General features: G+C 63.1%; 17 protein-coding genes. 9 read left to right on the top strand and 8 right to left on the bottom strand.

Annotated elements, in window-relative coordinates:
* Nucleotides 1–5: 5 nt before the first annotated feature.
* On the bottom strand, nucleotides 6–1,034 hold the full coding sequence (locus H1S03_RS01935; RefSeq protein WP_185802893.1) for a DUF2332 domain-containing protein: 1,029 nt from the start codon (nucleotides 1,032–1,034) through the stop codon (nucleotides 6–8).
* A 50-nt stretch (nucleotides 1,035–1,084) separates the two neighbouring features.
* Between H1S03_RS01935 and H1S03_RS01930 the strand changes: the two genes are divergently transcribed.
* Entirely contained in the window at nucleotides 1,085–2,044 is a 960-nt protein-coding gene (locus H1S03_RS01930) for an NADPH:quinone oxidoreductase family protein (protein WP_185802892.1), read from the top strand.
* Nucleotides 2,045–2,085: 41 nt separating this feature from the next.
* Here H1S03_RS01930 and H1S03_RS01925 read toward each other — a convergent pair whose 3' ends face one another.
* A complete protein-coding gene (locus tag H1S03_RS01925) occupies nucleotides 2,086–2,958 on the bottom strand; it encodes a LysR family transcriptional regulator (RefSeq protein WP_185802891.1) in 873 nt (290 codons plus the stop codon).
* A 130-nt stretch (nucleotides 2,959–3,088) separates the two neighbouring features.
* Here H1S03_RS01925 and H1S03_RS01920 point away from each other — a divergent pair, with 130 nt between their 5' ends.
* Nucleotides 3,089–3,268 (top strand): DUF1127 domain-containing protein, encoded by a 180-nt coding sequence (locus tag H1S03_RS01920; RefSeq protein ID WP_249777768.1) that lies wholly within the window; start codon nucleotides 3,089–3,091, stop codon nucleotides 3,266–3,268.
* 15 nt (nucleotides 3,269–3,283) lie between these two features.
* Here H1S03_RS01920 and thpR read toward each other — a convergent pair whose 3' ends face one another.
* Both thpR and H1S03_RS01910 read right to left on the bottom strand, forming a co-directional pair.
* Nucleotides 3,284–3,817 (bottom strand): RNA 2',3'-cyclic phosphodiesterase, encoded by a 534-nt coding sequence (gene thpR / locus H1S03_RS01915; RefSeq protein WP_185802890.1) that lies wholly within the window; start codon nucleotides 3,815–3,817, stop codon nucleotides 3,284–3,286.
* The gene (locus tag H1S03_RS01910) at nucleotides 3,817–4,422 is read right to left on the bottom strand and encodes an arylesterase (protein WP_249777767.1); all 606 of its coding nucleotides are present in this window, start codon (nucleotides 4,420–4,422) and stop codon (nucleotides 3,817–3,819) included. Before H1S03_RS01910 ends, thpR begins: the two co-directional genes overlap by 1 nt.
* Nucleotides 4,423–4,510: 88 nt before the next feature.
* On the opposite strand from H1S03_RS01910, the gene H1S03_RS01905 reads away from it, so the two are divergent.
* From H1S03_RS01905 to H1S03_RS01895, 3 genes are all read left to right on the top strand, one after another.
* Nucleotides 4,511–5,200, top strand: coding sequence for an ABC transporter ATP-binding protein (locus tag H1S03_RS01905; RefSeq protein WP_185802889.1), 690 nt, complete (start codon nucleotides 4,511–4,513; stop codon nucleotides 5,198–5,200).
* Complete coding sequence (locus H1S03_RS01900; protein WP_185802888.1) at nucleotides 5,197–7,710, top strand: ABC transporter permease; 2,514 nt, start codon at nucleotides 5,197–5,199, stop codon at nucleotides 7,708–7,710. Before H1S03_RS01905 ends, H1S03_RS01900 begins: the two co-directional genes overlap by 4 nt.
* 105 nt (nucleotides 7,711–7,815) lie before the next feature.
* The gene (locus H1S03_RS01895; RefSeq protein WP_185802887.1) at nucleotides 7,816–8,601 is read left to right on the top strand and encodes a Bax inhibitor-1/YccA family protein; all 786 of its coding nucleotides are present in this window, start codon (nucleotides 7,816–7,818) and stop codon (nucleotides 8,599–8,601) included.
* Between the two features lie 142 nt (nucleotides 8,602–8,743).
* Here H1S03_RS01895 and rpmG read toward each other — a convergent pair whose 3' ends face one another.
* From rpmG to H1S03_RS01880, 3 genes are all read right to left on the bottom strand, one after another.
* Nucleotides 8,744–8,911, bottom strand: a complete 168-nt coding sequence (rpmG, locus tag H1S03_RS01890) for a 50S ribosomal protein L33 (RefSeq protein WP_097927910.1) — start codon at nucleotides 8,909–8,911, stop codon at nucleotides 8,744–8,746.
* A 108-nt stretch (nucleotides 8,912–9,019) separates the two neighbouring features.
* Nucleotides 9,020–9,685: an NUDIX hydrolase gene (locus H1S03_RS01885; protein WP_185802886.1), complete on the bottom strand. Its 666-nt coding sequence runs from the start codon at nucleotides 9,683–9,685 to the stop codon at nucleotides 9,020–9,022.
* A gap of 47 nt (nucleotides 9,686–9,732) precedes the next feature.
* Nucleotides 9,733–10,140, bottom strand: coding sequence for a DUF983 domain-containing protein (locus H1S03_RS01880; RefSeq protein WP_166194032.1), 408 nt, complete (start codon nucleotides 10,138–10,140; stop codon nucleotides 9,733–9,735).
* A 199-nt stretch (nucleotides 10,141–10,339) separates the two neighbouring features.
* Between H1S03_RS01880 and H1S03_RS01875 the strand changes: the two genes are divergently transcribed.
* The 4 genes from H1S03_RS01875 (at nucleotide 10,340) to H1S03_RS01860 (ending at nucleotide 12,411) form a co-directional block, all read left to right on the top strand.
* Entirely contained in the window at nucleotides 10,340–10,834 is a 495-nt protein-coding gene (locus tag H1S03_RS01875) for an EF-hand domain-containing protein (protein ID WP_185802885.1), read from the top strand.
* A 76-nt stretch (nucleotides 10,835–10,910) separates the two neighbouring features.
* Nucleotides 10,911–11,486: a sigma-70 family RNA polymerase sigma factor gene (locus H1S03_RS01870; protein WP_185802884.1), complete on the top strand. Its 576-nt coding sequence runs from the start codon at nucleotides 10,911–10,913 to the stop codon at nucleotides 11,484–11,486.
* Nucleotides 11,483–11,902 carry a hypothetical protein gene (locus H1S03_RS01865; RefSeq protein ID WP_185802883.1) on the top strand — a complete coding sequence of 140 codons (420 nt, stop codon included), beginning with the start codon at nucleotides 11,483–11,485 and terminating at the stop codon, nucleotides 11,900–11,902. Before H1S03_RS01870 ends, H1S03_RS01865 begins: the two co-directional genes overlap by 4 nt.
* Nucleotides 11,899–12,411: a periplasmic heavy metal sensor gene (locus tag H1S03_RS01860; protein WP_185802882.1), complete on the top strand. Its 513-nt coding sequence runs from the start codon at nucleotides 11,899–11,901 to the stop codon at nucleotides 12,409–12,411. The genes H1S03_RS01865 and H1S03_RS01860 overlap by 4 nt, the downstream gene beginning before the upstream one ends.
* Here H1S03_RS01860 and H1S03_RS01855 read toward each other — a convergent pair whose 3' ends face one another.
* Nucleotides 12,412–13,797, bottom strand: coding sequence for a diguanylate cyclase (locus H1S03_RS01855; protein WP_185802881.1), 1,386 nt, complete (start codon nucleotides 13,795–13,797; stop codon nucleotides 12,412–12,414). It abuts the gene before it with no gap.
* Nucleotides 13,798–13,915: the final 118 nt, after the last annotated feature.

The raw sequence follows: 13,915 nt of genomic DNA, 5'->3' as shown, positions 1-13,915 counted from the left end.
CCCAGCTAATGCCACCGCACCCAGCGCCCGTGAAAATCGCCGCGCCCCAGTTCGACCGTCCGACCATCGGGAAAGCGGGTCAGCAGGATCGCGGCACTGCCGGGTGTGTCGTCCGCTTCCAGCCTCAACCACGCCAGTCGCGCACCGTCACGCGCACCGGCGGACCGGATTGCGTGCTCCGCCTGCTCCTGCTCGTCAACCGGCATGTATTGCCACATGATCGAGTGCTGGACGACACGGATGCGCCCTTCGGGAACGGGTGGGGCCAGTGTTTCGCGCAGAAACTCGGCGGCACCCTGCTTGCGAATATCAGGCTGCGCGTCCGCGACCATCGCCACGGCCCCCTCGAACCGGGCGATCCGCGCGGGTTGATCCGGCCAGACATAGGCGCGCAGGCGACGCCGCGCCGCATCATCCGCGACATGGATCGGCGCAACATCGCAGCCGACACGCGACACGATGCGTAGTGGCTGGTCGAGCGGCGGGCACTGGCCCGACCATTCGGTCACGATCCGAACCGGACCATCGCCATACTGGACGCCCTCACCCAGATCGTAGGCATATCGATCCGGATAGAGGTTCAATCCGGCGGAGGCTCCAACCTCCAACAGCTCGATTTCGCCGCCGATGTGCAGCAAGCCGCCCAGCAGGGCACTGCACCGCGACACTTCGTTGGTCTGCGGTGGACCGGCCAGCCATGGAACAAGCCGTGCATCATTCTGCTTCATCCACTCCGCCAGACCCGCAGTGAAGAACTGGTCGCTGATTTCCGCCGGAGGATAGAGCGCGGCGAGAGTCGCATCCTCCCAACTCAGCGCCTGAAAGCCGCCGCACACGCGCAGCGCCAACGCGTCCCCGGTCGGATCACCGGGCCAGGTCAGCACCCGCGCGCCCAGCGGAGTCTCGGGCGTGAGGACATCCGCCAGAACCGCGCATAAACGCGCCGTAAAGGGCGACCCCAGCCGTGCGCAAGCCTGCCCCTGCGACCGAAAATGTGCTCTGACAGCATCTGACGTGGCGTTCTTGCTGGGCATTCTATGCGGCCACCCCCTATCCTGCCGGAAAATCCAAAGGGGAGGTTACCATGAAAGCGATGCGTGTCCACGAACTCGGCCAGCCCATGCAGATGGACGATGTGGAAATTCCGAAGCCCGGACCGAAACAGGTGTCGATCGACGTGGCGGCCTGCGGCGTCAACTTTGCCGACACGCTGATCGTGCAAGGAAAGTATCAGGAGAAGCCGGACCTGCCCTTTGCGCCGGGTATGGAAATCAGCGGCCGGGTTCGTGAGGTTGGCGCGGGCGTCGAGCATCTGCGCACGGGTATGCGGGTGTCAGCGCTGATCGGCTCCGGCGGCTTCGCTGAGGTGGCGCTGGCGGATGCGTGGTCCTGCATTCCGGTGCCCGACGCGATGTCGGATGCACATGCGGCGGCCTTTACCATCGTCTACGGCACCAGCCACGTGGCACTGGACCACCGGGCGCGGTTGCAGCCGGGGGAAAACCTGCTGGTGCTCGGCGCGGCGGGAGGTGTCGGCCTGACTGCCATCGAAATCGGAAAGCTGATGGGCGCGAACGTCATCGCCTGCGCGCGGGGCGCGGCCAAGCTGGAGATCGCGAAACAGGCCGGAGCGGACCACCTCATCGATTCCGATGACGGCCACCTGCGCGAACAGGTCAAGAAACTGGGCGGCGCGGATGTGGTCTACGATCCCGTCGGGGGGGATTTGTTCAAGCAGGCGATGCGTGCATGCAACCCCGAGGCACGGTTGATTCCCCTCGGCTTTGCGTCAGGCGACATCCCGCAGATTCCGGCGAATATCCTGCTGGTCAAGAACCTGAGCGTGCTGGGCGTCTATTGGGGTGCGTATTCCAGGTTCAGACCTGAAGTGCTCCTGAACAGCGGACAGAAACTGATCGAGTGGTATCTGGACGGAAAGCTGAAACCACATGTCAGCCACGAGGTGCCGCTGGAGCGCGCGTCCGAGGCGCACGACCTGTTGATCCAGCGAAAGGCGACAGGCAAGGTCGTCGTCACGATCTGACGTCCTTCCTTTCGCGGGTGATCGACACGGAGCAAACCGGCTTATTCCGCAGCCATCACCGCAGGCGCCCCATAGGCGGCGCGAACCGAACTCGCAAGCTTACCTGCGAGTTCGGCATTGGCGCCGGGGGCGACATACATGTTGATGTTGACCTGCGGCAGCTGGGGCAAGGCACCGCCGTGCTTGATCGTTTCCATATAGGGCGGGGTCGAACCGGAAACGACCGCGTGAATCGCCAGATCGGCACTGACCGAAGCCTCGACCGTACGGGTGGAGTCACTCTCCACCGCCATTTCCCAGGCGATATCCTCGCGGTCCAACGCGGCCTGAACGCCCGCGCGAAAGATGCAGGCATATTCGAACGCCAACCGCAGGGGCCGCTGCTTCCAGGTTTGGCCGTTCGGCGCACCCACCCACTCAAGCGTATGGGTCGCCAGCGTCTCCCCCCCCGCATCCACATCCGCCTCGGTTGTCAGGATGATGTCGATCTCACCCCGCGCCATCTGCGATTTGAGCCCGCGCGTGTATGACGACACGAGTTGAACCTTAACCCGGGGGAAATCGACGCCGAACCGTTGGAGAATCATTGGCACATGTGGGTAGACGATATCGTGGGGAACCCCGAAGACGATTTCGCCCTCGTAGGCATGGTGCGTCATCCGGCTCCAGACTTCATCGTTCAGACGCAGGATACGCCGACCGTATCCCAGCAACTGTTCGCCCTGCGCGCTCAATGTGACGCCACGTCCCGAACGATCCAGCAACGGTTGACCCAGAGATTCCTCCAACCTCTTGATTTGCATGGAAACTGCCGATTGCGTCAGGTTAAGTTGACCGGCTGCACGGGTCACTCCACCGCATTCGGCCACGGTGACGAAGGAGCGCAGGGCGGTCATGTCTATATTTCTGGGCACCATCAATCTCCGTGATGAAACAGTTCACATTCATTCGTTTGTGTTACGCCGACTCGAACACTAGATCAATCACCGAAACAAATAATTCGACCCGTAACGATCAAATGTCCGAATGGAAAATACGATGTATATGACCGCCACCCTGCCCCGCGCAGTCCGCTCCCTTCCTCTTCTGGCCCGTCTCGCCGGATGGCACGCCTGCGCCCGTTCGCGCGTTCACTTGTCCCGGCTGGACGACACATTGCTGGCCGATCTGGGTCTGACCCGCGACGAAGTTCGTCGTGAGTGCGCCAAGCCCTTCTGGGCCTGATCAAACTGGGCCTGATCAAAGCAACGAAAGGGTCAGCAGCGGATTGTAGCGCGGGCCGTCGGGGTGCAACTCGGATTCGAAGAGCGTAAACTCCCGCGCGACAAAGGGCCCCAGACTGCGCGTCGCGTTTTCGGCCAACCAGTCGGCCGCACGAATATCCAAGGGCGCGCGGCGAAGGCGCGATATTGTGACATGGGGCACGAAGCGCCTGTGCCGCAGGATCAGCCCGGCATTTCGCGCGGCCCTGCGAACCTGATGATGCAGCTCCGTCAAAGCGGAATTTTCCGCGACCAGCGCATGGATCTGACGCGGTTTCGCAGCGCCGAAGACACCGAACCCGTCAATCTGCCATGCGAACCGGGGCACCGCGATGCCGGAGAGGTTCAGCCCGAACTCCTCCACCGTATCCTCAGCAACATCCGCCGCGAAGGCCAGGGTAATGTGCCAGTTTTCCTCCGGCACCGGATCGCCTGCGGGCAGCGTCTGCGCGATCTGATCCAGCGCACTCGCTGCATCCTCGGCCAGCGGCAATGCAACGAAAATACGCATCACTCGATCCTTGAGATCAGGTCCATCACACGGGGGCCCAGCGCCTCGACGATCAGCGCGACGCCCTGCGCGTTGGGATGTATGCCGTCCGCCTGCATCAGATCGCCGGCGGCGGCGATGTCCTGCCCCTCCACCCCGAACCCTTCGAAAAAGCTCTCGACGAGGATCGCATTGTGCTCTGCGGCCAGTTCGGGATACATGGAATCGAAATCGGCCTTGAATTGCGGGCCGAAATTGCCGGGCGCCTGCATTCCGATCAGCAGAACCGGCACGTCCTGCGCGCGGGTCAGGATCCCGTCCAGATTGGCGCGTGAGGATTTGGGATCAATGCCCCGCAACAGGTCGTTCCCGCCCAAGGCCACGATCAGCGCGTCCACATCAGGCGTCAGGGTCCAGTCGATCCGCGACAAGCCGCCCGCCGTCGTATCGCCGGACACCCCGGCATTCAGCACCGTCACGTCCTGCCCCTGTGCCTGCAACCACTCCTGAAGCTGCGGCACCAGCCCATCCTGCGGCGGCAGCCCATATCCCTGTGTCAGACTGTCGCCCAGCGCCGCGATCGTCATCTGCTGAGCACACGCGCCCGTTGCGGATGCAAGCAGCATCAAAACCGCCACCCCTGCATTGCGCATTCGCCGCGCGACCACATATCGAAGGCAACCACTCAGGTTGAGACCCGACAGGAGCCGCCGCATGATCGACCCCGTTCTTTCCCTCCGCGACGCGAAACTGGCGCTGGACGCCAACGCCGGGCGGGTCGAGATCCTGCACGGGATCGATCTGGATATCCGGGCGGGTGAGACAGTGGGGCTGACGGGTCCGAGCGGTTCTGGCAAATCTTCTCTCCTCATGATCATGGGCGGGCTGGAACGGGCCACCGGCGGCACGGTAATGGCCCTCGGCCACGATTTGACGGCACTGGGGGAGGACGCCCTCGCCCGGTTCCGCCTGAAACATATGGGGGTCGTGTTCCAGTCCTTCCACCTTATCCCCACGATGACGGCATTGGAAAACGTCGCGACCCCGCTGGAATTGGCCGGAGCCGCCGATGCGTTCGACCGGGCGGAAGCGGAACTGACCGCCGTAGGCCTGTCCCACAGACTGGATCACTATCCCTCGCAGCTCTCTGGTGGTGAGCAGCAGCGCGTCGCACTGGCCCGCGCCGCCGCACCGCGACCCGCGATCCTGCTGGCGGATGAACCGACCGGAAATCTGGACGGTCCGACCGGTGAGGCGATCATGGACATGCTGTTCGGCCTGCGCGACAGACATGGTGCGACGCTGGTTCTGGTAACCCACGCCCCCGAACTTGCCGCGCGCTGCGATCGGCAGATCAGGTTGCGCGACGGCCGGCTGGACACGCTGTCCGAGGCTGCGGAATGAGCGCCGCCTGGCGCATTGCGCGTCGGGAGCTGCGGGGCGGCCTGCGCGGGTTCTACATCTTTCTGATCTGTCTGGCCCTGGGTGTCGCCGCGATTGCTGCCGTCGGTTCCGTCCGCGCGGGGATCGAGGCCGGTCTGGCACGCGAAGGCGCGGCAATTCTGGGTGGCGATGCGCAGGCGGAGTTCACCTATCGCTTCGCCACGGAGGAGGAACGATCATGGCTCGAATCCGTCGCGGAGGAGGTCAGCGAAACCGTGGATTTCCGCTCAATGGCTGTGGCGGGAAATGAACGTGGGCTGACGCAGGTCCGCGGGGTCGATGACCTCTATCCTCTCTATGGTGAGGTGGTGCTGGACCCGCCGATGGATATCGCCTCGGCGTTGGAGCGTCGCGCCCTGCCGGGGGGTGTGATGCAACCGGTCCTCGCCGCGCGGTTGGGGCTGAGGGTGGGCGATACCTTCACGCTGGGCACCCAACAGTTCGAGTTGCGCGCCCTGCTGGAGCGGGAGCCGGACAGTGCCGGGGCAGGCTTTGGCCTCGGCCCGCGCACGCTTGTCACACTCGAAGGATTGCAGGAATCCGGGCTGATCACTGCCGGAACGCTGTACGACACTCAATATCGTTTGCGGCTGCCTGCGGGCACGGATCTGGAGGCGTTGGAGAATGCGGCGGAAACCCGTTTCGCGGAGTCCGGCCTGCGCTGGCAGGACAGCCGCAACGGCGCACCGGGCATCGCGCGGTTCGTGGATCGTCTGGGCGCGTTTCTGGTGCTGGTCGGGCTGTCCGGCCTGGCGGTCGGGGGTCTGGGCGTCAGTGCGGCGGTGCGGTCCTATCTCGAAGGAAAACTGGACACGATCGCGACGTTAAAGACTCTGGGCGCAACCGGTCGGGTCATCTTCACCGTATATTTCATTCAGGTCGGCATCCTGAGCCTGATCGGCGTGGGTCTGGGCCTGCTGCTGGGCGCGCTGCTGCCGCTGGCTCTGGGTCCGGTCATCGAGGCGCAATTGCCGGTGCCCGCCGTATTCACGCTGTATCCCGGCCCGTTGGTCGAGGCGGCGATTTATGGCCTGCTGACGGCGGCGATCTTCGTGATCTGGCCGCTGGCGCGTGCGCAGGACATTCGCGCCGCAGGACTGTTCCGCGACATCGCGGGCGGCGGCATGAGCTTGCCACGCTGGCCTTTCCTCCTCGTGATCGCGGCTTTGTCTGCGGTGCTGATCGCGCTCGCGGTCCTGTTCTCGGGCGCGTGGGCGCTGTCACTGGGGGCGGCAGGCGGCATTATTGCGGCGCTGGCGATCCTCGCGATCATGGCGGGATTGGTGCGGATCAGTGCGCGGCGCTTGGCCCGATCCCGCGTGGTGCGGGGGCGTCCCGCGTTGCGGTTGGCCCTAGGTGCTGTGGGCGGACCGGGGGGGGAGACCGCTTCCGTGATCCTGTCGCTGGGACTGGGTCTGACCGTGCTGGCCACTGTCGGACAGATCGAGATGAACACCCGCAACGCAATCTCGCAGGACTTGCCCGAGGTGGCGCCGGCTTACTTCTTCCTCGACATTCAGAACGATCAGTTGCCCGACTTTCTGGAAATCGCGCACGCGCAGGATGGCGTCGGTCGCATTGACACCGCCCCGATGCTGCGCGGTATAGTGACCCGGATCAACGGCCAGACCGCGCGTGACGTGGCGGGGGATCACTGGATTCTGCGCGGTGACCGGGGTGTGACATACGCGGCCAGTCAACCTGAGTCAGCCGAACTGACCCAAGGCACTTGGTGGCCCGACGACTATACCGGCCCCCCTCTCGTGAGTTTCGCCGCCGAGGAAGGGGCCGAACTTGGCCTGTCGCTGGGCGACAAGCTGACCGTGAATGTCCTTGGCCGCGATATTGAGGTCGAAATCGCAAACTTCCGCGTTGTGGAGTTCGGCGACATGGGCATCAACTTTGTGATGATCCTGAACGAGGCCGCGCTCGCCGGTGCGCCGCACACGCATATCGCCACCCTCTACGCCGAGGAAGCAGCGGAGGGGCCGCTGCTACGCACCCTCTCGCGCGCCTTTCCGAATGTGACGGCGATCGGGGTTCGCGATGCGATCACGCGCGTCAGTGAGGCATTGGGCGGGCTTGCGGCGGCCACGTCCTATGGCGCGGCGGCGACCCTTGTGACCGGTTTCGTCGTTCTGATCGGGGCAGCGGCGGCAGGGACACGGCGGCGCGTGTTCGAAGCAGCCGTGCTGAAGACCGTGGGCGCCACCCGGGGCCGCATTCTGGCCAGTTTTGCTTTGCGCAGTGCCATTCTGGGCGCGATGGCCGGATTGGTCGCCATTCTGGGGGGCGCTCTGGCAGGCTGGGCGGTCATGACCTTCGTGATGGAGGCCGATTACAGCTTTCAGGTCATATCCGCACTAACCATCGTGAGCGGTGGCGCGGTGGCCAGCCTGCTGGCCGGACTGGCCTTTGCATGGGCACCTTTGGCCGCGCGGCCCGCCCGTGTGCTGCGGTCACGCGATTGATCGACAGCTATTGGCCGGTTTGTCTTGAAACCACAACGTGAGTTGCCGATATTATCCTAGAATGGTGCGAGAATGTTTCGCACCACCCAATTACAGGAGTCAGCAATGGCACAATCCGATTACCTCCGGCAGCAAACCGCGGCCGGTGCGCGCCCGGCGGAAATCGACGCGGGCCTGCGCGCGCATATGAACAAGATCTACGGCACGATGTCCGTAGGACTGGTCGTGACCGGTCTGGTCGCGTGGGCGCTGGCGGCACTCGCCGTGACCTCCGACCCGAGCAACGCGACCGCCGCCTTGCGTGAGGGAACGTATCTGACGGATCTGGGTTATGCGCTATACGCCTCCCCGCTGAAATGGGTGCTGATGTTCGCGCCGCTGGCCTTCGTCTTCGGCATTTCCGCCGGCGTGAACCGGATGTCCGCACCGACGCTGCAACTGGTCTTCTACGCGTTTGCCGCCGTGATGGGCGCGTCGATCAGCTCGATCTTCCTGGTCTTCACGGGTGAGAGCATCGTGCAGGTCTTCTTCATCACCGCGGCCGCCTTCGCCGGTCTGTCACTGTACGGCTATACCACGAAGAGCGATATCAGCGGTTGGGGATCGTTCCTGATCATGGGCGTGATCGGTTTGGTCATCGCCTCGATCGTGAACATCTTCCTCGCATCCTCCGCGCTGGCGTTCGGCATCTCTGCGATCGGTGTGTTGGTGTTCGCGGGTCTGACCGCGTATGACACGCAGCGGTTGAAGAACGAGTATGTGACCTATGCGACGCATCCCGGCGCGGGTGAAATGCTCGGCAAATCCGCCATCCTCGGCGCGCTGAGCCTGTACCTCAACTTCATCAACATGTTCATGATGTTGCTGTCGCTGTTCGGCAACCGCGAGTAATCTCGCATACAGAACTGGATCAGGGGCCGGGGGGAAACCTCCGGCCCTTTTTCTTGGGGCCGAACAGATCAGACAATAGGCCCGAAACGCAAAAGGGCCGCACCGTGGTGCGACCCTTTGAAAAACGCTCAGAAGCGGAAGATCACTTGATCTTGCCTTCCTTGTACTCGACATGCTTGCGCACCACCGGGTCGTACTTGTTGACGGACATCTTTTCCGTCATCGTCCGGCTGTTCTTCTTCGTGACGTAAAAGTGGCCCGTTCCCGCAGTGGAGTTCAGGCGGATCTTGATCGTCGTTGGCTTCGCCATGATCCATCTCCTAAAAACGGGGCCCGGCCCCATACAGTTGGTGAGCGGCAGAAACCGCCCAAATCTTGAACCCGTTTCCTACACCCTCCCCTTGTGATGTCAAGCGGTTCAGAGCACTCGGAAGTGCGAGCGGTCCCCTTTATGCGAAAAGAACGGCACAGGGCGGGGGCCGTTTTCCAGCCGGGAATCGATTTCGGCCAGCACGACCTCGGTTATGAATGGCAATTCCAGCTTGCGCGCCTGGGGCAGTGACACCCAGTGCAGATGCGAAAGCTCGTCACATGCGGATGAGAAATCATCGGGATCGCTGGCCAGGTCCGCCGCGTCCGCGATGAAAAACCGCGCGTCGAACCGGCGGGGTTGCCCCATCGGCGTGATCGCGCGAAACACGAATTCCAGACCGGCCAGATGCGGCGCAAGGCCGAGATCGTAGAACGCCTGCCAATCGGCGGGTATGTCGCCTGCATGTGTGCCGGGCCGCCCCAGCGCCTGTCCGGTTTCCTCGAACAGTTCGCGGATCGCGGCACGGGCCAGCGGAACCGCCAGCTCCGGATCGGAGTGCTTGTTCAACCGCTCCCGAACAGCATCGGGAAGCTCGGTCGCATGGCTGAGATCGGCCCGGTCGGACGGGTCGAGCGCGCCCCCCGGGAATACGAACTTGTTCGGCATGAACACAGCTGCGGATCCGCGCTGCCCCATCAGGACCATCGGTCCATCGGTCGTATGTCGAATAAGGATGATCGTCGCCGCGTCGCGGATAGGTATATCGGTCATGCGCGGACTATGGATCAGCCGGGGCGATGCGTCCAGAGATCGTGAGCCTAATATTCGCTGGAGCCGCCGAATCCGTGCATCCGCTTGGCCCATTGAAAGGCGATGAACGCCCCCTTTATTCGCGGCAGCAACCACAGGCAGAGCAACACGAACGGAATCACGATCACGGCAATCATCGCGAGAGGATTGAGGCGAAACGACTCGAACAATATGATCATCATAGGCGCCATCAGATGGCCTGCGATCAACATGGTCGCCCAGGCAGGCCCATCATCGGCACGCTGATGATACAGCGCCTGATTGCATACGGGACAATCGTGACGGACCTTCAGATAGCCGTCGAAGATCGGCCCGGATCCGCAATTGGGGCATCGTCCCTTCCACCCGCGCCGCAGGGCAGGTTTCAGATCGCGTTCGTCCTGAGATGTGGCCGGTATATGCTGGATATCTTTCATAGGCATCTCGATACTCCATGCCTGAGGGCTTTGCACGTGGTCAGAACGCCCCCGCGTCGGGATGTCGCTCCCCCCGTGACCGGTTTCCGAAGTTTTCGCAGATTTCTGCGACGGAACAGATGGCGCGCACCCGTATCAGATGCAGAACGACGGCACGAGGCCACGTTCGGAGAAACTGATACCAACGAAGGACGGCAATATGACCTCCACCTCCAAGACTGCACTCGGCGTAACGCTGGTTCTCGCTCTTCTCGCAGGCGCGACGTCTGTGTCCGCGCAGGGCCAGAGCCGGGGCTTCGACTTCGCCGCGATTGACACGAACGGCGACGGGGAAGTGACCCGCGCCGAGGTTGACGCCCACCGCGCAGCCCGGTTCGCCGACATCGACACGGATGGGAACGGCATCGTGGATCAGGCCGAGCTGATCGCTGCAGCCGAGGCCCGGCGGCAAGCCCGCGACACCCAACGCGCCGAGCGCATGATCGAACGATCCGACGCTGACGGCGACGGCGTCCTGACGCAGGAAGAACTGCAACCGCAGCCCCGTGGCGGCGACATGTTCGAGCGTATGGATACCGACGGCAATGGCGCCATCAGTCAGGAGGAGATCGACGCGGCCCGCGAACACATGCGCGACCGTCGCGGCGATGATCGTGATGGCAACCGTGAACATGGTCGTCGCTCGCACGATTGAGCCCTTCGGCTGGACTTTCCGGTCCGCGGCTGGAACGCTGCGGGCCGGAGCTAACCTGAAAGTGCCCCAAACGCCCATGCCCGAAGATGCGCACGATACTGACGCGGCCCTGCTGGCACGCTTCGCGCAGGGCGATCAGTCGGCGGCGCGTCTGCTGGCCGCCCGCCACGCCCCCCGCGCCCTGTCTGTCGCGACGAGGATGCTGGGCGACGCGGTCGAAGCACAGGATATCACGCAGGAGGCGATGATCAGAATGTTCAGGATTGCCCCCGATTGGCAGGCGGATCGCGCGAAGCTCAGCACCTGGCTGTATCGCGTCGTCTCGAACCTGTGCATAGACCGGTTGCGTGCCCGTCGCGGCGGCACCGATCCATTGGACGAGGTGAACGAACCTGCGGACACGGCGCTGACGGCCCCTCAGCAAATGGAAGCGGACGACCGTGTCCGACTGTTGCACGACGCCATCGGGCAATTGCCGGAGAGGCAGCGCCTCGCCATCACATTGCGGCATATCGAGGAGCTTTCGAACCCCGATATCGCGACCATATTGGGAACCAGCGTCGATGCCGTGGAAAGCCTGCTGTCACGCGGCCGCCGAACTCTGACGACCCTGCTGGCACGACATCGCGAAGATCTGGAGCCTGTGACATGACCGACCATCCCCCTGTGGACCCGACCCGGATGAACCCCCAATCGATGGAACCCGTGCTCGATGATCTGTTCATGGCGGCACGCGCGGCCAAACCTGTCCCCGATGCTGACCTGATGGCGCGCATTCTGGGCGATGCTGCGGATCTGACTGTGGTCACGACCCCCGCACCAACACCTCGCGCCTCTATGTGGCACAGGCTTCGCCGGGGCATTGCTGACCTGGTGCCCGGGGGAATGCCGGGCGTCGCCTCTCTGACGACATGCGCACTGGGAGGGGTTCTGATCGGCTATGCCGGGCTGGGCGATCTGCCACTGCTGGCCGGTCTGGAATTGATCCAAGGGCAAGGCATCGTCACGTTGGACAGCGGCGTGTTCGATGAAGACGTATACTATCTCAGCACGGAGGACGGGGCATGACCGTAGAAGGACGCAAGCGTCGGGGGATTACCATCGCACTCGTCATATCGCTCGGCATCAACCTCATCGTAGCGGGAACCCTCGCCGGTGCGATGCTGCGCGATGAGGGGCATCCTGTCAGATTGCGTGTGACACCGGATTTGAGGGCTGCGATTTCCGCCTTGCCGAAAACGGACCGTGATCGGGTGCGCGATGCGCTGCGCGAGGCAATGCCGAACGAGCGGGGCGACCGTGTCGAGCGGTTGCGCAGCGAGCAGTTGTTCGCATCTGCGATCCGCGCGCAACCCATGGACCGCCAGACGATCGAAACGATCTTCGCCAGCCGCGCCGATGACGGTGAACGCCTCAGACTGGCCGCGGTGGATGTCCTGCTCGATACACTCGAAACGATGCCGCAGGACAATCGCATCGCCTTTCTGGAAAGGATGCGTCAGTCCGGGGCGCGCGCCCGCTCCGACAACACCCCTTCAGGTGAAAGCCGGCCGGCTGACAGGGCGCCCCGCGACTGATCAGTCGTCCCAGGCTGTCGCGATCCTGTCGCGCCCGCCGGCCTTCGCCTTGTACAATGCACGGTCCGCAGCGGTCAGAAGTTGCTGCACGTTGTCCGCACCCGCGATCGAGACGGCCACGCCGAAACTGGCCGTACAAACGATGGGATCACGCGTTCCGATCTCGAATTTCTGATCCGCGATGGCGCGACGAATACGTTCGGCCACTTGCAAGGCCCCCTTGCGGCTCGTACCGGGTAGAGCCACGCAAAACTCCTCCCCCCCCAGCCGCACGACGACATCCACACCCCTGACAGTTTCCTGCAGGCGGCGCGCGACCTGTCGCAGAACCTCATCCCCCGCATCGTGGCCATAGCTGTCGTTTACAGATTTGAAACGGTCGAGATCAAAGATCAGAAGAGCCAGATCGCTGCCCTCCGACCGGGCCTGCGTCAGCATGTTGACCAGATGATGATCGGCATACCGGCGGTTGTACAAACCGGTCAAAGGGTCGATCGCGGCCAACCTCAACCCGTCACGCAGATTGGTGCGCAGCATGTCCGAGTAGAGCTTGCGTCGCAGTTGGGATCGCAGCCTGACCGCCAGTTCTGTAAGGTCATGCGGCGGCATCACGTAATCCCACGCGCCCAGATCCAAGGCCTTCGCCGCCGTGGACATATCATTGTCAGACACTAGGAACAGCAAGGCAGAATGACGTGTCGGCTGCCGCCGCGCAATCGTCGAGATCAGGCGCAAGCCGTCCCCGGAATCCGCAAGGGTCTGATGCACGACGAACGCATCGGGCACATCCGCCGCGATACGATTGGCCATGTCTGCCTCGTTTGTGACGAAATCGACCTGTACCGCCAGCTTGTCCCGTATCGCCTTGACCCATGCGGCACCGCTCAAATGATCCGGGGCCGCGATCAACACGGAATGTGCCGGCGTCAGAACGATGTCGTCGATGCCCGCCGGGGCGGAATCCAGGCCCAGTTCGCGTGTCGTTTCTGCCCGCAACTGCAACTCGTCCGTGACAAACTTCATTCGCATCAGATTGCGAACCCGTGCGAACAAGGCCAGATCGTGAATCGGCTTGACCAGAAAATCGTCCGCCCCGACCTCCAGAGCGCGCAACCTGTCCTCGGCATCATCGACGGAGGTCATCATCACGATCGGGGTCAATGCCGTTTCCCAGCTGGATTTCAGATCGTGGCACAGCCCGAACGCATCCAGGGTCGGCATGGTGACATTTATCAGAACAACCGATGGCTGCTCTGCGCGAACAAGGCGATGCACATCCTCGGCCGTTTCGGCTACAAGAACATCGTAATAAGCCGACGCAAGTTTTGCGCGGATCATCACGCGATTGGCGGCTATGTCATCTACCAGAAGGATGCGTCCTGACATTAGCCCCTCACGACCCCAACTACACCACCACCTGATAGCGCCCACAAACCGGCAGACCATACGTTATGAGTGGCCCGTAAGCTAGCTGAACAACCCGACCAAACCTTACGAAACATGT

The sequence above is a fragment of the Pontivivens nitratireducens genome (genome assembly GCF_014235845.1).
GTDB lineage: Bacteria > Pseudomonadota > Alphaproteobacteria > Rhodobacterales > Rhodobacteraceae > Pontivivens > Pontivivens nitratireducens.
Note: the sequence above shows the minus strand (reverse complement) of the source record. Positions and strands in the feature narration are given on the sequence as shown.